At 39.9% G+C, this 17,259-nt stretch carries 17 protein-coding genes; 12 read left to right on the top strand and 5 right to left on the bottom strand.

Annotated elements, in window-relative coordinates; translation table 11 throughout:
• The first annotated feature begins 41 nt into the window (after nt 1-41).
• The 4 genes from nadC to priA are packed head-to-tail and all read left to right on the top strand — an operon-like array spanning nt 42 to nt 4,761.
• Nucleotides 42-899 (top strand): carboxylating nicotinate-nucleotide diphosphorylase, encoded by an 858-nt coding sequence (nadC, locus tag IAG46_RS04135; RefSeq protein WP_190809052.1) that lies wholly within the window; start codon nt 42-44, stop codon nt 897-899.
• Nucleotides 899-1,879, top strand: a complete 981-nt coding sequence (locus IAG46_RS04130) for a YihY/virulence factor BrkB family protein (protein WP_190809051.1) — start codon at nt 899-901, stop codon at nt 1,877-1,879. Before nadC ends, IAG46_RS04130 begins: the two co-directional genes overlap by 1 nt.
• A complete protein-coding gene (locus IAG46_RS04125) occupies nt 1,854-2,306 on the top strand; it encodes a DUF2147 domain-containing protein (protein WP_190809050.1) in 453 nt (150 codons plus the stop codon). The genes IAG46_RS04130 and IAG46_RS04125 overlap by 26 nt, the downstream gene beginning before the upstream one ends.
• Nucleotide 2,307: 1 nt before the next feature.
• A complete protein-coding gene (gene priA / locus IAG46_RS04120) occupies nt 2,308-4,761 on the top strand; it encodes a primosomal protein N' (protein ID WP_190809049.1) in 2,454 nt (817 codons plus the stop codon).
• A 5-nt stretch (nt 4,762-4,766) separates the two neighbouring features.
• On the opposite strand, the gene IAG46_RS04115 is transcribed toward priA, so the two are convergent.
• On the bottom strand, nt 4,767-5,459 hold the full coding sequence (locus tag IAG46_RS04115; RefSeq protein ID WP_190809048.1) for a LytTR family DNA-binding domain-containing protein: 693 nt from the start codon (nt 5,457-5,459) through the stop codon (nt 4,767-4,769).
• Nucleotides 5,460-5,693: 234 nt separating this feature from the next.
• Between IAG46_RS04115 and rpsF the strand changes: the two genes are divergently transcribed.
• The 6 genes from rpsF to hisS all read left to right on the top strand — a co-directional run bounded on the left by rpsF (nt 5,694) and on the right by hisS (nt 12,110).
• Nucleotides 5,694-6,032: a 30S ribosomal protein S6 gene (gene rpsF, locus IAG46_RS04110; RefSeq protein WP_190809047.1), complete on the top strand. Its 339-nt coding sequence runs from the start codon at nt 5,694-5,696 to the stop codon at nt 6,030-6,032.
• A 4-nt stretch (nt 6,033-6,036) separates the two neighbouring features.
• Nucleotides 6,037-6,333: a 30S ribosomal protein S18 gene (rpsR, locus tag IAG46_RS04105; protein ID WP_190809046.1), complete on the top strand. Its 297-nt coding sequence runs from the start codon at nt 6,037-6,039 to the stop codon at nt 6,331-6,333.
• A 13-nt stretch (nt 6,334-6,346) separates the two neighbouring features.
• Complete coding sequence (gene rplI, locus IAG46_RS04100) at nt 6,347-6,802, top strand: 50S ribosomal protein L9 (RefSeq protein WP_190809045.1); 456 nt, start codon at nt 6,347-6,349, stop codon at nt 6,800-6,802.
• Nucleotides 6,803-6,896: 94 nt separating this feature from the next.
• Nucleotides 6,897-10,031 carry a carboxypeptidase regulatory-like domain-containing protein gene (locus IAG46_RS04095; protein WP_190809044.1) on the top strand — a complete coding sequence of 1,045 codons (3,135 nt, stop codon included), beginning with the start codon at nt 6,897-6,899 and terminating at the stop codon, nt 10,029-10,031.
• A gap of 79 nt (nt 10,032-10,110) precedes the next feature.
• Nucleotides 10,111-10,581, top strand: coding sequence for a DUF6495 family protein (locus IAG46_RS04090; RefSeq protein ID WP_190809043.1), 471 nt, complete (start codon nt 10,111-10,113; stop codon nt 10,579-10,581).
• A 146-nt stretch (nt 10,582-10,727) separates the two neighbouring features.
• Nucleotides 10,728-12,110: a histidine--tRNA ligase gene (gene hisS / locus IAG46_RS04085; protein ID WP_190809042.1), complete on the top strand. Its 1,383-nt coding sequence runs from the start codon at nt 10,728-10,730 to the stop codon at nt 12,108-12,110.
• Between the two features lie 99 nt (nt 12,111-12,209).
• Here the strand turns inward: hisS and IAG46_RS04080 are convergent, their stop codons facing one another.
• Nucleotides 12,210-12,761 carry an NUDIX domain-containing protein gene (locus tag IAG46_RS04080; RefSeq protein WP_190809041.1) on the bottom strand — a complete coding sequence of 184 codons (552 nt, stop codon included), beginning with the start codon at nt 12,759-12,761 and terminating at the stop codon, nt 12,210-12,212.
• A gap of 96 nt (nt 12,762-12,857) precedes the next feature.
• Entirely contained in the window at nt 12,858-13,946 is a 1,089-nt protein-coding gene (locus IAG46_RS04075; protein ID WP_190809040.1) for a M42 family metallopeptidase, read from the bottom strand.
• Between the two features lie 99 nt (nt 13,947-14,045).
• On the opposite strand from IAG46_RS04075, the gene IAG46_RS04070 reads away from it, so the two are divergent.
• Entirely contained in the window at nt 14,046-14,726 is a 681-nt protein-coding gene (locus IAG46_RS04070; protein WP_190809039.1) for a DUF4294 domain-containing protein, read from the top strand.
• Here the strand turns inward: IAG46_RS04070 and IAG46_RS04065 are convergent.
• Nucleotides 14,723-14,956 (bottom strand): DUF6095 family protein, encoded by a 234-nt coding sequence (locus IAG46_RS04065; protein ID WP_190809038.1) that lies wholly within the window; start codon nt 14,954-14,956, stop codon nt 14,723-14,725. The genes IAG46_RS04070 and IAG46_RS04065 overlap by 4 nt on opposite strands.
• 54 nt (nt 14,957-15,010) lie before the next feature.
• Between IAG46_RS04065 and IAG46_RS04060 the strand changes: the two genes are divergently transcribed.
• Nucleotides 15,011-16,333, top strand: coding sequence for a GntP family permease (locus tag IAG46_RS04060; protein ID WP_190809037.1), 1,323 nt, complete (start codon nt 15,011-15,013; stop codon nt 16,331-16,333).
• On the opposite strand, the gene IAG46_RS04055 is transcribed toward IAG46_RS04060, so the two are convergent.
• Nucleotides 16,334-17,227, bottom strand: coding sequence for a DUF4249 family protein (locus tag IAG46_RS04055; RefSeq protein WP_190809036.1), 894 nt, complete (start codon nt 17,225-17,227; stop codon nt 16,334-16,336).
• Between the last annotated feature and the right edge of the window lie 32 nt (nt 17,228-17,259).

The raw sequence follows: 17,259 nt of genomic DNA, 5'->3' as shown, positions 1-17,259 counted from the left end.
GGGAGCAATGTTTTTATTATTTTCGTCAAAACCCCAATTTGATGATTACCAAGGATCAATTCCAAAATGAGATAGATTTGATTATTGCGAATGCCATTCGTGAAGATGTAGGCGATGGCGATCATAGTTCCTTGGCCTGTATTCCTAGCGAAGCAAGCGGAAAAGCAAAACTTTTGGTCAAGGATGAGGGCATTATCGCCGGGATTGCATTTGCGAAACAAGTATTTAACCATGTAGACCCTACAATGGAGATTGAAGTACGTATTCCAGATGGGTCCCATGTAAAATATGGAGATATTGCCTTATATGTTGAAGGGAGTTCTCAAAGCATCCTAAAGGCGGAACGGCTAGTATTGAATGCCATGCAGCGTATGAGTGCCATAGCTACAAAAACCAAGAGTTATGTGGATTTGTTAAAGGGAACAAGCACTAAAATTCTAGATACGCGAAAAACTACCCCGGGAATTAGGGCACTTGAAAAATGGGCGGTTAAGATTGGTGGTGGCGAAAATCATAGGTTTGCGCTCTATGATATGATCATGCTAAAGGACAACCATATTGATTTTGCTGGCGGAATTACCAAGGCCATCCAAAAAACACAGCAATATTTGGCCGAAACCAATCGAGATTTAAAGATTATCGTTGAAGCTAGAAATTTGAAAGAGGTCGAAGAAATATTACAATCCGATGGGGTGTATCGGATTCTTTTGGATAATTTTAATTATGAGGACACAAGAAAAGCCGTTAAAATAATAGGAAGCCAATGCCTTACAGAATCCTCTGGGGGCATAAATGAGGATACTATACGAAATTATGCAGAATGTGGGGTTGACTATATTTCCTCAGGTGCTTTGACCCATTCTGTTTACAATATGGATTTAAGCCTAAAAGCAGTATAATGTCGGTAGCCATAGAGGAAAGGTTGGAAAAAATACCAGTGGTAAACTGGGTGGTTCGTTTGCTCAAGAATATCAAACTAAAAGCATTCGAGGGACTTTCCTTTTATGACCTTTTGGAGATGTATGTCCTCGGAATTGTGAAAGGAGCGGTTTCCACAAGGGCAAGTTCCATCGCATTCAGTCTTTTTATGGCTTTGTTTCCCTTAATGATATTCCTTGTGACCTTACTCCCTTGGATAATACCCTACGCGAGTGTGGGCAACGAAAATTTTGACGCTCAATTTCTACTGTTTTTAGAATCCTTCCTTCCTACTGCCACTGGTGATTATTTTGGGGATATTTATCAACAGATCAAGGATCAAAAGAGTGGGGGAATCCTATCTTCGGCATTCCTGGTTTCCATTTTTCTGGTCGCCAATGGTGTAAATGCCATTTTTGGTGGCTTCGAACATTCCTATCATGTCGAACTGACCAGGAATTTTTTTAGGCAATACGCATATGCGTTAATGGTTGGACTCATTTTGTCAATTCTGTTAATTCTGGGGGCTGTAGCTTTTGTCTATTTCGAATTCTATATTGTAGAGTATACCAGCGAATATTTTGGAAAAACCTTGGGATACGATATTGAAACGAGCGATACTGTTGGAATTCAGATTGCCAAGGCTATATTCTTTACGTTGCTTTCATATCTCACCACAGCGATTCTGTACTATTTTGGAACCGCTGAGGGTAGAAAGGCAAAATTCTTTTCAGCGGGAGCCCTTATGACAACCTTGTTGTTTTTATTGACTTCCTATCTTTTTGGAGTATATGTGGAAAAATTTGCGAAATACAACGAGTTTTACGGAGCCTTGGGTGGATTATTGATTTTAATGGTTTTTATTTGGCTGAACTCCAACATCCTTTTACTTGGGTTTGAATTGAATGCAACACTTAACTCTTTAAAAAAGAAACATGAAAAAAAGCAAGGAAATCAATAAATACCTACTGTTTGTTTTCCTGCTGTTATGCCAAATCTCTTGGTCGCAGTCAGTATTCGGCACATGGAAAACGGTAGACGACCGTAACGGTATCACCAAAGCAATTGTAGAGGTATATGAGGAAAATGGCTTGTTACAGGCAAAGGTGCTTAAAGTTGTTGAAAAAGGAAGGGAAAATGCGCTTTGTATTAAATGCAAAGGGGATCTCAAGAACAAACCTATCAATGGGATGAAGATTATGGACAACTTTAAGAAGAACAACAAAGGAGAATATAAAGGCAACAGACTTTTTGATCCAGAACAAGCAATGACCTTTAGAGGTAAGGTATGGTTGGACCCTAAAAACATAAACAGGTTAAAGGTTAGAGGGTATTTAGCCTTTCTTTACAGGACCCAAACTTGGCATAGAGTAGCAGAGGAAGAATGATATGGGTTATTTTATAGATGTTGTACTTCCCATTCCGTTAGAAAGACTCTTTACCTATAAAATAAGTCAACAAGAAGCGGAATTCATCCAAAAAGGCATGCGTGTAGCTGTGCCTTTTGGAAAATCCAAGATTTATACGGCACTCGCATATAATACCCACCAAAATGGCCCCGAAGCGTATGAGGCTAAGGAAATCTACCAGGTTTTGGACGAAAAACCCTTGGTTAATCAATTCCAGTTTCAACATTGGGAATGGATTGCCCAATATTATATGTGCACATTAGGAGAAGTGGTTCGCAGTGCTTTGCCGAGCGCTTTTTTATTGGAAAGCGAAACCTTGGTGTTGTTGAATAAGGAAAGCACGGTCAATGACCTTGAATTAAAGGATGATGAATTTTTGGTGTATGAAGCCCTACAACATCAATCTGCGCTTAAAATAGGAGAGATAAGTGGAATTGTCGATAAAAAAAATGTACTTCCACTAGTGAGTAGACTAGTTCAAAAAGGAGTGGTCCAACAAAAAGAGGAGCTGTATGAGCAGTACAGGCCCAAAATGGTCAGGTACGTAAGACTTTCAAGCAAGTTTGACGACGAAGCCAGATTGGAGGAATTGCTAAACAACCTTTCCCGTGCTCCCAAGCAAAGTCAAGGGGTTTTGTCTTTATTCCAAATTCAGGCTACCACCAAAAAACCGATTCCGATTACCGATTTGGAAAAAGAAAGCGGTGGTTCCAAAGCAGTGATCAAAGCCCTTATCGATAAATCTATTTTGGAAGAATATTTTATTCAAACAGATAGGGTACAGCATGCAGAATCACCAGCAAACAAAAATATTGAACTTAACCCTCTTCAACAGGATGCATTTGAATCCATCAACAATAGCTTTATATCAAACAAAACAGCATTGTTGCATGGTGTAACCTCGTCAGGGAAAACCGAGGTGTATATCAAACATATTGAGAAATGCCTTGACCAAGGAAGACAAGTACTGTATTTATTACCGGAAATTGCCCTTACCTCACAGCTGATCAACAGGCTGCGACAATATTTTGGCGACAAAGTGGCTGTTTATCATTCAAAATATAGTATCCATGAGCGAGTTGAAGCTTGGAACAACGTTTTAAATAAAGTAGAAAAAGCCCAGATTGTTATAGGTGCCAGATCTTCCTTGTTTCTGCCTTTCTCCGATTTGGGACTGATCGTCGTGGACGAGGAGCACGAAGGTTCCTTTAAACAATTTGACCCCGCGCCACGCTATCATGCGCGCGACGCTGCCATTGTTTTGGCGGCCTACCACAAAGCTAATTGCATTTTGGGTTCTGCCACTCCCAGTATTGAGAGCATGGATAATGTACGAAAGGGAAAATATGGGTATGCCAGCATAAATAACCGGTATGGGAATGTACTGTTGCCCGATATAACCTTGGTCGATATTAAAGAAGCAGCCCGAAAAAAGCGCATGAAAGGGCATTTCTCCGAAACCTTGTACAATGCCATCGAAGAAACTTTGGAAGAGGGAGAGCAGGTTATTTTGTTTCAAAATCGACGAGGATTTTCACCTATTGTTGAGTGTACAACCTGTGGAAACGTTACCCAATGTCCGAATTGTGATGTGAGTTTAACCTATCATCAGCATCGTAACCAATTGCGCTGCCATTACTGTGGGTATCATATGGCTTTGCAAAATAATTGTGGGGCCTGCGGAAGTTTTACTTTGGACAAAAAAGGATTTGGGACCGAACAGATTCAAGAAGAATTGAAGGAATTATTCCCGGAAACCAAGGTAGGCAGAATGGATTTGGACACTACTCGGGGCAAATATGCATATGAAAAAATAATAACGGCTTTTGAGCAGCAAGAGATGGATATTCTGGTGGGTACCCAAATGGTAACCAAAGGATTGGATTTCAGAAATGTTAGCCTTGTTGGTATTATGAACGCAGATTCCTTGTTGAATTTTCCGGATTACCGCGCACATGAGCGAAGCTTTCAAATGTTGACCCAGGTGGCGGGTAGGGCAGGCCGAACAAAGAAAAGAGGAAAGGTGCTGATTCAAACCTATAACCCATATCACCAGATATTGCAGCAGGTGACTACCAACGAATACAACAAAATGTTCAACGAACAACTGTATGAGCGGGAGCAATTTAAATATCCACCCGTTGTCCGAATCATAAAACTGACTTTAAAAGACAAGGATTTTAATAAACTGAACGAGGCGGCGCAGTGGTTTGCAGGGTCACTTCAAAATGTTTTAAGACAACAAATACTTGGACCTGAGTATCCACCGGTGGCACGAATTCGACGGGAATATCTAAAAAATATTGTAGTGAAAATTCCAAGGTCCCATTCCATGGCCCAAACAAAAAATAGCATTAAAAGAATTGAAAAATCTTTTAATGCTATTTCCAAGTATAAAAGTGTAAGACTGGTCTACAACGTGGACCACATATGATATTACTATACATTGGCAAGCGCTTCGGCCAGCTCAGTCTTTTTGTTTCTACTCAATGGAATCTGTCTTCCGCTCACCTCAACATTTTTACTGTTGAATTTTTCAATCTTCTCCAGATTCACAATATAAGATTTATGGATTCGAAGGAACTTCTCTGCTGGAAGTTGCTTTTCAAACGCCTTCATGGTGGAAAGAATTACAATATTGGCTTCATCTGTCACCAATTTGATATAATCTCCTAAAGCTTCAATCCATTTAATGTCGTTTAATATAACCTTACGTTTTTTAAGGTTACTTTTTACAAAAATATGTTCCTCATCCTCATCAACCCTGTTCAACTGTTCATACTTCGCAACTGCTCTTTTAACCGAGGCCTCAAATCGAGCCAAAGTGATAGGTTTGTGCAGGTAATCGGTTACGTCATAATCGAATGCCTTAAGTGCATAATCCGGTTTTCCGGTAATTAAAATTACCTGTGGGGGGTTGTCAAGGGCCTCTAAAAGGTCAAAACCACTTATGATGGGCATTTCAACATCCAAGAAAATCAAATCGATTTCATGGTTCTTAAGTCCGTTTTTGGCTTCAATAGCATTACTATACTCTGCTACCAAGGCAAGATGAGGGTGATTGTTGACCAACTTTGCAACGGCCATGCGTTGCATTGAGGAGTCGTCTACAATTATACTTTTTAATTTCATAGAAAGGGGTGATTTGTAGGGTTTTAAATCATCGGCAAATTACACAAAAATGACGTTTAACTGCAACAAAAGATGTAAACATGGTCAATTTTGTTGTGTATATTACCATATACGATACGTAGGTTTAAAAGGTTCATGAATGTTAATAACTATAGCATTAAACGAAGAATTCTGTCTTTTCTTGCGGAGGTTAACATTTATCACTAATTTTGCGCTCCTTTAAAATAATAATGTATGAACCATTACGAAACTGTTTTCATTTTGAATCCCGTTCTATCTGAGACCCAGATAGAGGAAACAGTCAAGAAGTTTGAAGATTTCTTGATTAAGAATGGTGGCAAAATGGTCTCCAAAGAAAATTGGGGACTTAAAAAATTGGCCTATCCCATTCAGCACAAAAAAAGTGGCTTTTACCACTTATTTGAATTTACCGTTCCAGGTGAAGTAATTACACCTTACGAGTTGGAATTTAGAAGAGATGAACGTATTATGCGTTTTTTGACCGTTAAGTTAGACAAGCATGCAATTGCTTGGGCAGAAAGAAGAAGAACCAAATTAAAAGCAAACGCATAGGCCTATGTCATCAATAGAACAACAAGCAAAATCAAAAAAAGACGGGGAAATCAGATATTTGACCCCGTTGAACATTGAGACCAGCAAACAAAAGAAATACTGTAGGTTCAAAAAATCAGGTATCAAGTATATCGATTATAAAGATCCTGACTTTTTGATGAAGTTGGTAAACGAGCAAGGTAAATTACTTCCTAGAAGACTTACCGGGACCTCATTGAAGTATCAGAGAAAAGTGGCACAAGCTGTTAAACGAGCACGTCACTTGGCCTTAATGCCGTATGTTGGCGATTTGTTGAAATAAAAAATACTGAAGAATGGAACTTATTCTAAAAGAAGATATACAGGATTTGGGATTTAAGGACGATATCGTAACGGTGAAAAACGGTTATGGAAGAAACTTCCTTATTCCTCAAGGTTTGGCCGCTTTAGCAACTCCTTCAGCAAAAAAGGTATTGGCTGAAAACCTAAAGCAAAGAGCACATAAAGAAAAGAAAATTGTTGACGAGGCCACCAAAATGGCCGAGGTATTGAAGCAATTGGAAATCCGAATCCCAGCGAAAGTTGGAAGCGGTGACAAATTGTTCGGTTCTGTTAGCAATATCGATTTGGCCGCTGCTTTGGATAAAGCAGGTCATCAAATCGAAAGAAAATTTATCAATATTAAAGGAGGAACAATCAAAAGGGTTGGGCCATGCGATGCCCAGATTCGACTTCACAGAGAAGTTATCGTTGATTTTCCTTTTGAAGTAATAGCCGAAGCCAAGAAGTAAGAAAATTCGGTTGATAACTTATAAAGAGCTATGCACGCATAGCTCTTTTTTTTTGTCTATGTTTGTAGATACTCACAGAACTAACTCAATAATTATGAAGAAATTTTTACCACTGGGAATACTTTTCTTTATGGTATTCACCTCGACTTTTGCTCAAGTCACCACATCCAACATCCGAGGAACGGTTGTTGATGACCAACAAGTTCCACTTTTAGGAGCTAACGTAGTAGCTGTACATACACCAACGGGTACACGTTACGGCGCTATTACCAACGAAGAAGGAAGATATAACTTACTAAACCTACGTGTTGGAGGACCTTACGAAGTAACTATTTCATATGTTGGCTTTAAAAGTAATACCAAAAATGACATTTTTCTGTCGCTAGGTAAGACCTTTAATTATAATGCAGGTTTGCTTTCAGACAGCCAGGCTTTGGATGAAGTCATTGTTGTTTCTGACCAAACCGGCACCTTTGGTAGCGACAGAACAGGAGCCGAAACAAGTGTAGGGCGTCGCGAATTGAACAGATTGCCTACAATTTCTAGGTCTACAAACGATTTCACCCGTTTAGAACCCACAGCAAGTGCTGGGTCCTTTGGCGGTAGAAACGATCAGTTCAATAACTTTTCATTGGATGGAGCTATTTTTAACAACCCTTTTGGGTTGGATGCTGCCCAACCAGGAGGGCAAACTAATTCAAATCCTATCTCTATTGATGCCATTGATCAAATTCAAGTAACCACAGCGCCTTATGATGTTACCCAATCTGGATTTACAGGGGCTTCGGTGAATGCGGTGACCAAAAGTGGTACCAATGAATTGTATGCGTCAGTTTACGGGTTTTTCAGAAATGAAAGCCTTACCGGAGGTAAAATAAAAGGGGATGATGTATTCAAAGCGGATTTAAGTCAAACCCAATACGGAATCAGCATTGGTGGGCCAATTATTAAGAACAAGCTCTTTTTCTTTGCTAATTTTGAAAAAGACGACCGTACGGACCTTGGTTCTGGCTTTGTACCGAACAGAAATACGGGTGCTGCCAATGAGGCCAGAGTCTTGGCTTCGGATTTTCAGTTGGTGTCGAACATTCTTAGCCAAGTTTCTATTGGGAATGGCGAATTTTATAATCCGGGAAGATTTGAAGGATTCAACTTTGACCAAGAATCTACTAAAGGAATCTTTAAGCTCGATTGGAACATTAATGACAACAACAGATTGGCCATTATTTATAACTTCTTGGACGCCTCCAAGGAGCTACCAGCTCACCCAACGGCTTTAGGTTTTAGAGGACCAAACCTTTCAACTTTGCAGTTTGAAAATGCAGGATACGAAATCAATAACAAGATTAGATCCGTTCAGATTGAGTTAAACTCAACACTTTCCGATGAAGCCATTAACAAATTACAGGTGGGTTATACCCATTTTGATGACTTCAGGAATCCAAAGTCTACTCCAGCCCCAACGATCACTTTGTTGGATGAAAATGGCAGTTCAAACTATATTATTGCAGGACACGAACCTTTCTCAATAAACAACCGTTTAGATCAAAAGGTGTTTCAATTGACCAACAATCTGAATTTCTTTAAGGGAGATCATACATTTACTGTTGGATTCTCTTTTGAAAAATTCCAGTTTGACAACTCGTTCAACTTAGGAGTGTATGGCGCACAGGGAGTATTCTTCCCTTCAGGACCAATTGCTGACTTTAGAAATTTAGACGCTGCCGGTGAAGCGGCTTTGGTTGGTGTTTACCAAGGTCAGTTCAATGCGGCTATTGCCGCTAATACTTCCCTAACCGCAAATGGAGAAGGAAATGCGGGAGGCTGGGCCTTGGCAGAGACCAATGTAGGGCAGATGGCATTTTATCTTCAAGATGAATGGAATGCAACCGAAAACTTTAAGTTGACCTACGGTATCCGTTTTGATAAGCCCTTGTATTTTGATTCGGCTGCTAAAGCCCAAGATGTTATTGATGTGGCGCCAGCGTATGTTCCTACAATTCCATATCAAAATCCAAATAATGGAGAAACTGTTTTCTTTGATTCTACACAATTACCAACAAACGATTGGTTGATTTCTCCAAGAGTAGGATTCAATTGGGATGTGCACAACGACAATACAGTACAAGTGAGAGGTGGAACAGGTATTTTCACCGGACGTTTCCCATTTGTATGGTTGGGCAATCAAATTGCAAACCCCAATGTCTTCTTTTATCAAGTAGTTGATCCAGATTATAATTGGCCACAAGTATGGCGTACAAGTTTAGGAGTTGACTATCAATTGGAAAATGGTGTAATCTTGACAGGAGACCTTTCCTATTCTAAAGACGTAAACGGTCCGCACGTACAAAACTGGGGATTAGTTCCTCCATCCGAAACATTGCAGGGTGTGGACAATAGACCTGTTTATGGAGACAACGATTTGATCAACAATGCCTTTGTCTTTTCAAATTCAGACAAGGGAAGAATTTGGAATGCTGTATTGAAAGGGCAAAAAACATGGGATGATGGATTGTACGCAAGTTTGGCCTATAGTTATTTGAATTCTAAAGATGTAAACTCCATTGAAGCTGAAATAACGGGAGACGCTTTTGCGGCCAATGCCGTTTCAGGAAATGCCAATGACGACGTATTATCGAATTCCAGATATGGAGACACCCATAGATTTATTGGGGTAATCTCTAAAGCATTTAAAACTGGGACCACGATTTCTACATTCTTCGAATATGCGCAAGGTGGACGTTTCAATTATATTTATGGAGGGGATATTAATGGTGATGGATCAAGTATCAATGACCTATTATATATTCCAACCGCCTCAGAAGTTAACCAAATGAACTTTAGTGGAGCAGGGCAGGCCCAAGCCTTTGAAGCTTTCATTCAGCAAGATGATTATTTAAGCGATAACCGTGGTTCTTATGCCGAACGCTACGGCGCTTTGGCTCCATGGAGAGGCCGTTGGGATTTAAAAATCCTTCAGGATATTAAAATTACTAGCAAAAACACCATTCAATTGAGCTTGGATGTGTTGAACGTGGGTAACTTGATCAGTTCAGAATGGGGAGTGGTGGAAATACCTACAAACCAACAAGTTTTAGGGGTATCGGTGGATGACAGCAACATACCCACCTATACCTTTGATCCCAATTTAACTGAAACCTTTAGTTTCGATACCAGCTTGTTGTCTAGATGGCAAGCCCAATTCGGTGTCAGGTACATATTCAACTAAAAGATTATAATTTTTACTAAAAAGGCTGCGCAAAAGCGCGGCCTTTTTTATTTTTGCCGGATTAAATGAATAAGATTCAATGAAGTACGCAAGGTTGACGCAGCAACAGTTGGAGGAACTACATCCGGAGTTTATCAATTTTTTGGCAACACAATCCATTACAGCAGAAGAATGGGCCAATATTAAGAAAGAAAAGCCCGAAGTGGCCGAAGAAGAAATCGATGTGTTCAGCGATTTGGTTTGGGAAGGAGTATTGTCAAAGGTGGAATACTTGGAGAATATTTCAGAACTGCAAATGCATCTGTTTCACTTGACCGAAAAGGAAATGAAATTGTTTTCGGTAAAAGTGATGAACCCGAAAATTGATTTACGCACAGAAGAAGGTTTTGGATGGTTCAAACGAAACTTTCAATCCGATTTTGTGGAGTATTTAACTGCTTCCAAAGCCTATTCCGAAGATAAAAACAAGGATAAATTCGATTTAATCCAACAAGGAGCCGCTATCACCAAAGGTGAACTCTACCAGTGGTTTGATAAAATCATAGAATAAAGCAAGCCTGGATATTTGGATGCTTGGATGTCTGATGTCTGATGTCTGATGTTCGATGTCCGATTAGTGCAAATCCGTGAAATTCATGTCAACCCATAAGATCAAAATAGGATAACACCTTATATTTGCACGAGAATTACCAGTACATGCCACAAAAACCATCTATTCCCAAAGGAACGCGCGATTTTATGCCAACGGAGGTTGCTAAACGCAACCATATCATCAAAACCATAAAAAAACACTTTGAGGTGTATGGTTTTCAACCGATAGAGACTCCTTCGTTTGAAAATTATGAGACCTTAATGGGTAAATATGGGGATGAAGGTGACCGTCTGATTTTTAAAATTCTAAATTCCGGGGACTTTATTTCCAAGGTGGATGATGTGACCTATAGCTCAAAGAAATCTTCATCTTTGACCCCTAAAATTTCAGACAAGGCCTTACGTTATGATTTAACCGTACCCTTTGCTCGTTATGTGGTTATGCACCAAAATGAGTTAGATTTTCCGTTTAAACGCTATCAAATTCAACCGGTTTGGCGGGCAGATAGGCCACAAAAAGGGCGTTTCCGTGAGTTTTATCAGTGTGATGCCGATGTGGTGGGGGGCAATTCCTTGTTGCAAGAAGTGGAGTTTGTACAATTGTATGATGCTGTTTTTACCGATTTGGGATTAAAAGGCACCACCATTAAACTCAACAACAGAAAAGTATTATCCGGAATTGCTGAGGTGATCGGGGCAAAACATTTGCTGGTAGATTTCACCGTGGCACTGGATAAATTGGATAAGATAGGAGCGGAGAAGGTAAAGGAAGAAATGATGGCCAAGGGTATTTCTGAACAAGCCATTAAAAAAGCAGAACCCTTGTTTACTATGTCAGGTTCAACTTCAGAACAGTTGGACCAACTGAAATCCCTTTTATTGGAATCTGAAATTGGTATGGTAGGTATTGCAGAGCTACAAGAAATTGTGCAAACGGTAAACACGGTTGGACTCAAATCCGCTTCTTTAAAATTGGATGTGACCTTGGCTCGAGGGCTCAACTATTATACCGGAGCCATATTTGAAGTAAGTGCTCCAGAGGGTGTAAGTATGGGCTCCATTGGCGGTGGTGGGCGTTACGATGACCTTACAGGCATTTTTGGATTGAAAGGAGTCAGTGGAGTTGGAATTTCTTTTGGATTGGACCGTATTTATTTGGTTTTGGAAGAATTAGGCTTGTTTCCGCAGACTTTGGACAAATCCATAGATGTGCTCTGCATCAATTTTGGGAAGGAAGAAAGCCTAGCTTCACTCAAATTGGTGGGGATATTGCGAGAAAATGGGATAAAGGCGGAAGTATATCCATCGGCGTCCAAGATGCAAAAGCAAATGAAATATGCCAATAACCGTAATGTACCTTTTGTGGTCATGATCGGGGACCAAGAATTGTCAAAGGGGGAGTTTGTGGTGAAGCATATGGCTTCAGGAGAACAGCAAGTGTATTCCCTGGATAAACCTGAAGGGTTCCTAATGTCGATTCAACAATAATTTAATGTCATCCTGAGCTTGTCGAGGGATAACATAAGGATAGCATAGCGAAAATATTGCACACTTCGACGGCTCAGTGTGACACTGGAAAGGTAAAAATTACGAATTAAATTCTTTTTCTATTTCAGCAATTACCAAATGGTAATAATTTCGCTCATGCGGAACAAACCCTTCCAATTGATTTTCTGTAACTCGAGTTTTAAAACCTGTTAAAGAAAACAATTGGACGTCGTCAACCTCACTTTCTTGTCTTTTGAGATTAGACAATGGTACTTTTAGTTCGCAAATAAAGACATGATGAAATTCGTTGTCAATAAGAGTATCGGAGTGTTTGTGCTGGGACCTGAAGATTCCAATTTCCTTTAAATCTGAACTTTCAATGGAAAGTCCAATCTCCTCTTCTGTTTCTCGAAGGGCAGCTAACACAAAATCCTCACCGGCCCCAATGTGGCCAGCTACGGATACATCCCAAAGAGAGGGAAAGGTATCCTTATCATGTGCTCGTTTTTGAAACAAAATAGAACCATCACAGGTATAGAACCACACATGTACGGTAGGGTGGAAGAGACCCTTTAAATGTGCTTTGGACTTTAAACAAGTTCGACCTGTAGAGTTACCATTTTCATCCAAAATGTCGATTAGCTCGTCCATAAAAATATGTTACTGTCACCTCGAGAGCAGTCGAGAGTTCATAAGGAGTTTTGTGGATTGAAAAGTTCTCGACCGCGCTCGAACCGACATTTGTTTTTAATCAAAATAACTAAACGTTTCCCCATCTTTAATAGTAAGGAGCGTTTCGTAAATCAACCGAATCACGTTCTCAACATCATCCTTGTGTACTGTTTCCACTGTGGTGTGCATATAACGGAGTGGCAGAGAAATCAAAGCTGAGGCTACACCACCATTGCTATAGGCAAAGGCATCGGTATCCGTACCGGTATATCTTGATGAGGCCAACCTTTGGAAAGGTATCTTCTTAGCTTGGGCAGTTTCAATAATCCGTTCCCGAAGTTTATTTTGTACCGCCGGCGCATATGAAATTACCGGTCCTGAGCCAATCGAAGTTTCTCCCTCTTTCTTTTTATCGATCATCGGAGTGGTAGTGTCATGGCAGACATCCGTCACAATGGCCACATTGGGTTTTATGGTCTGGGTAATCATTTCGGCACCCCTTAACCCAATTTCTTCCTGCACGGAATTGGTAATGTATAGCCCAAAAGGTAGTTTCGTTTTGTTTTCATGCAATAAACGGGCAACTTCGGCAATCATAAATCCACCAACACGATTATCCAGAGCACGACACACAAATTTGTTTTTGTTCAACACCTGAAACTCATCAGGGTAGGTGATTACACATCCAATATGAATTCCCATTTTTTCAACTTCTTCCTTATCCTTGGCACCAATATCAATAAAAATGTTGTCCAATTTTGGGGGTTCTTCCTTAGCTTTATTTCGGGTATGGATGGCTGGCCAGCCAAAAACCCCTTTTACCACTCCATTTTTGGTATGGATGTTCACCCATTTTGATGGAGCAATTTGGTGATCACTACCTCCATTTCGGATAACATAGAGCAACCCATTGTCGGTGATATAGTTAACATACCAAGAAATTTCATCAGAATGCCCTTCAATAACAACTTTATATGGGGCATCAGGGTTTATTACGGCTACAGCGGTACCATAGGTATCTGTTATGAAATCATCCGCGTAAGGTTTAAGGTACTCCATCCAAATTTTTTGCCCTTCCCATTCGTAACCCGTTGGAGAGGCATTATTTAGATATTTCTCAAAAAATTTAAGTGATTTTGCGGTAATAATTTTTGACGCTGCCATGTATGTTATTTAGTCCACAAACATAACAATATTCACTTTTATTTAATAGCTGGATTAGGGGTTTATCCTTAATTTTGGTTAAATTTTAGACTGCCCTGAATGTTTAGATATGGTATTTTACTGTTTTTTATGCTGATAGGAGTCCTTGGACTTTCTCAAGAAACGGAAAAGGATTCTGTTCAGGATTACTACGTGCGATTTGAAGGGGACTCTATATTATACAGCTCCATAGCCTTGGATGAGGTATACCTATTTGGCCAATTGGAGTTTGCCAATAGGAAGGAAAAACTTCGATATTACATATTACGACGTAAAACTTTAAAGGTATACCCGTATGCCAAACTGGCTGCAGAGCGGTTGGAAGAGATGAACGATAGTCTTGTAAAAATCAAGAAGAGGCGTCAGCGAAAAAAATACACCAAAACTGTTCAGAAATATGTTGAGGGTGAGTTTGCTGACGAACTAAAAAAACTAACGCGTACCGAAGGGCAAATCCTGATTAAATTGATTTATCGACAAACAGGAAAAACCGCATTTAACTTAGTTAAGGAACTCAGGAACGGATGGCGTGCATTTTGGTACAACACTACCGCCAAAGCGTTTAAAATTAGTATAAAAGAAGAATTCCATCCAGAGAGAATCCACGAAGATTATTTGATTGAGGATATTTTACAACGGGCTTTTGCAGCTAATAAATTACAGCGGCAAAAATCTGTTTTGGATTATGATTATGCCCAATTGAGCAACAAATGGAAAAAACCTCCAACGGAAAAGAACTAGTTTTTGTTTTTCTTTCCGAAAAGCGAATCCATAAAAATTTTGATGGTGTAGAATCCCATCGCAATGGCAACAATTGCCAGAATCAACCCAACAATCAATACAGGAATATAAGCCGCATGCTCTTGATTCTTGAATGCCTGATAAAGTACAAAGGGTGCCAAAAACATTAAGGCAACGGTGTACCCCACAAATTTCAGTCCTTTTACCAAAAGCTCTTTGTCTGTTCCCATTAGATTCAAAAGTAGCAAGAATACTTTATATTTAGTCAGCTTCTAAAAGTCAATATGGAATTACTCACCCTTAGTTTGGCCATACTTTTTATCATTCTGGCCACCGTCCGATTTAAAATGAACCCGGTATTGTCATTGACCCTTGCAGCCATTTTTTCTGGGCTGATGCTTGGCTTGGACTCCGCCAAAATAGTTTCTACAATTGGTGAAGGGTTTGGTAAAACACTTTCCGGAATTGGTTTGGTAATTGCATTTGGAACCATAATAGGTGCTTTTTTGGAAAAAACGGGTAGTACTAAAGTACTGGCCAATTCCATTTTATCACTAATTGGATTAAAACGTTCACCGCTTGCCTTGAACCTAGCCGGATTTGTAGTTTCCATTCCTGTGTTCTGTGATTCTGGTTTTGTGATTCTTTCCTCTTTAAACAAGGCTCTGAGTAAAAAGTCAGGATTGCCTGTTATGGTTTTTGCCATTGCGTTGGCCACCGGATTGTATTCAGCCCATGTTTTTGTTCCACCAACACCTGGACCTTTGGCCGCTGCAGCGGTTCTTGATGCAGATTTGGGTATGGTCATGATTTTAGGATTGGCAACCGCAATCCCAGTTTCTTTGGCCGGCTATTTTTGGGCAAGGTATATCGGAAAATCATTGAAAGAGCAAAAAAAGGAAGTAATTGCCAAGGAAGAGGAAAGTACGAAGGTGCCTAATATAAGGCCCATTATGGCTTTCTTGCCCTTATTGGTACCCGTTGTGTTGATAGCGTTGAAATCCATTGCAGATTATCCAACCCACCCATTTGGAGAGGGCATTGCTTTTAAAATCCTTGGATTTATTGGCAGTCCGATAGTTGCTTTGTTGATAGGGGTGTTCTTCTCATTTCCGTTGGCCAAGGGTGTGGAGTCCAAGGTGAGAAACGAATGGGTAGCTAGCGCGTTGAAACAAGCTGGGGCCATTGTTTTGATTACTGGAGCTGGTGGTGCCTTTGGTGCGATATTGAGGACAATGGATATAGCATCGGTCTTTGATATTAGTGCGGCATCGGGTACAACAGGCTTATTGATTTGTTTTGCGATTGCAGCAGTACTAAAAACAGCACAGGGTTCGTCCACGGTGTCCATTATCACTACAGCGGCAATTGTAGCTCCTTTATTGGGAACTTTTGGACTAGAATCTTTGACGGATAAAGCACTAAGTGTTTTAGCGGTTGGAGCTGGAGCCATGACGGTATCACATATCAATGACAGTTATTTTTGGGTGGTTTCCCAGTTTTCAAATATGGATATGAAAACCGCATTGAGAGGACATACTATTGCTACTTTTTTTCAAGGCTTGACAGGAATAGCAGTTATATTGCTGTTGCATGCTATGCTTTAATTATTCCAGAACAATGATTTCTTTATACTCTTGAACAACAGCAAAATATCCTAAAGGAAATGATTCAGGCCTACCCAGATTGTCCAAAATATTGATGTTATCCAAGCCAGTTATGTCAAAAACATTTCCTCTTACCGTGGCGGCTGGAGTCTCAAAAACACCGCCATCATTTTGGGTTTGTTCTACGAGCAGATCTATATAGTTGAAGAATTGTTGGTCGGCACCCAAAATACTAATTTCAACTTCTTGGCCAATCTCCAAATCCTTTTGATAGAAATATGAGAATTCAAATTCTTTACCATCAATAAATTGATCGTCAAGTGCCAAAAATTCTCCAAAACCAAAATCAAACACATAATAATTTTCATCATCTGGAACATCCGTTATGGTAATCTTTACTTCCGTATCATCTTCATCAAAAAGAGTTTCTGTACCCAATTCTAACCTATCTATAGGTACGGTCATTGAATATTGCGTCTGTGCAGCATATCGTTTTCCTTTATGTTCTAGAATAAGCAGGAAAACAGTGGTTGGTGATATAAACTCGGTACGTATTCGCTCATCTACATTGACCGTATCGGGTTCATAAATACCACTACCAGGTGTCAACTCTTTTAAAATTTTGGGAGCTAAATTCAATAGGTCTGGAGCATCTGGATTGGGTTCGCCGACAAGTAATATGGCATTTTCCAATGACGTTATACTGGGTTCTTCGAAAAAGCCATTGGTTTCTGTGACCTTAATTTTTATGGGTAAGAACTCTTGTGTGATATCAACACGAACGATTCCATTAACGATAAGTCTTGTTTCAGTTTCGGGCAGATCTGCATCCACAACATCTTCGCAAGCAAAAAAATGAATCGAAACTAAAAGTATGACCAATCTCTTTTTCATGGTGTGATAGCAAATTTTTAGTCTAAAAACCT

It is taken from the genome of Flagellimonas sp. S3867 (genome assembly GCF_014698935.1).
Classification (GTDB): domain Bacteria; phylum Bacteroidota; class Bacteroidia; order Flavobacteriales; family Flavobacteriaceae; genus Flagellimonas.
Note: the sequence above shows the minus strand (reverse complement) of the source record. Positions and strands in the feature narration are given on the sequence as shown.

Excerpts from the sequence above, each read along its gene's own strand:
- nadC (WP_190809052.1), top strand. The coding sequence starts at position 42 with ATGATTACCAAGGATCAATTCCAAAATGAGATAGATTTGATTATTGCG.
- IAG46_RS04130 (WP_190809051.1), top strand. The coding sequence starts at position 899 with ATGTCGGTAGCCATAGAGGAAAGGTTGGAAAAAATACCAGTGGTAAAC.
- IAG46_RS04125 (WP_190809050.1), top strand. The coding sequence starts at position 1,854 with ATGAAAAAAAGCAAGGAAATCAATAAATACCTACTGTTTGTTTTCCTG.
- priA (WP_190809049.1), top strand. The coding sequence starts at position 2,308 with ATGGGTTATTTTATAGATGTTGTACTTCCCATTCCGTTAGAAAGACTC.
- IAG46_RS04115 (WP_190809048.1), bottom strand. The coding sequence starts at position 5,459 with ATGAAATTAAAAAGTATAATTGTAGACGACTCCTCAATGCAACGCATG.
- rpsF (WP_190809047.1), top strand. The coding sequence starts at position 5,694 with ATGAACCATTACGAAACTGTTTTCATTTTGAATCCCGTTCTATCTGAG.
- rpsR (WP_190809046.1), top strand. The coding sequence starts at position 6,037 with ATGTCATCAATAGAACAACAAGCAAAATCAAAAAAAGACGGGGAAATC.
- rplI (WP_190809045.1), top strand. The coding sequence starts at position 6,347 with ATGGAACTTATTCTAAAAGAAGATATACAGGATTTGGGATTTAAGGAC.
- IAG46_RS04095 (WP_190809044.1), top strand. The coding sequence starts at position 6,897 with ATGAAGAAATTTTTACCACTGGGAATACTTTTCTTTATGGTATTCACC.
- IAG46_RS04090 (WP_190809043.1), top strand. The coding sequence starts at position 10,111 with ATGAAGTACGCAAGGTTGACGCAGCAACAGTTGGAGGAACTACATCCG.
- hisS (WP_190809042.1), top strand. The coding sequence starts at position 10,728 with ATGCCACAAAAACCATCTATTCCCAAAGGAACGCGCGATTTTATGCCA.
- IAG46_RS04080 (WP_190809041.1), bottom strand. The coding sequence starts at position 12,761 with ATGGACGAGCTAATCGACATTTTGGATGAAAATGGTAACTCTACAGGT.
- IAG46_RS04075 (WP_190809040.1), bottom strand. The coding sequence starts at position 13,946 with ATGGCAGCGTCAAAAATTATTACCGCAAAATCACTTAAATTTTTTGAG.
- IAG46_RS04070 (WP_190809039.1), top strand. The coding sequence starts at position 14,046 with ATGTTTAGATATGGTATTTTACTGTTTTTTATGCTGATAGGAGTCCTT.
- IAG46_RS04065 (WP_190809038.1), bottom strand. The coding sequence starts at position 14,956 with ATGGGAACAGACAAAGAGCTTTTGGTAAAAGGACTGAAATTTGTGGGG.
- IAG46_RS04060 (WP_190809037.1), top strand. The coding sequence starts at position 15,011 with ATGGAATTACTCACCCTTAGTTTGGCCATACTTTTTATCATTCTGGCC.
- IAG46_RS04055 (WP_190809036.1), bottom strand. The coding sequence starts at position 17,227 with ATGAAAAAGAGATTGGTCATACTTTTAGTTTCGATTCATTTTTTTGCT.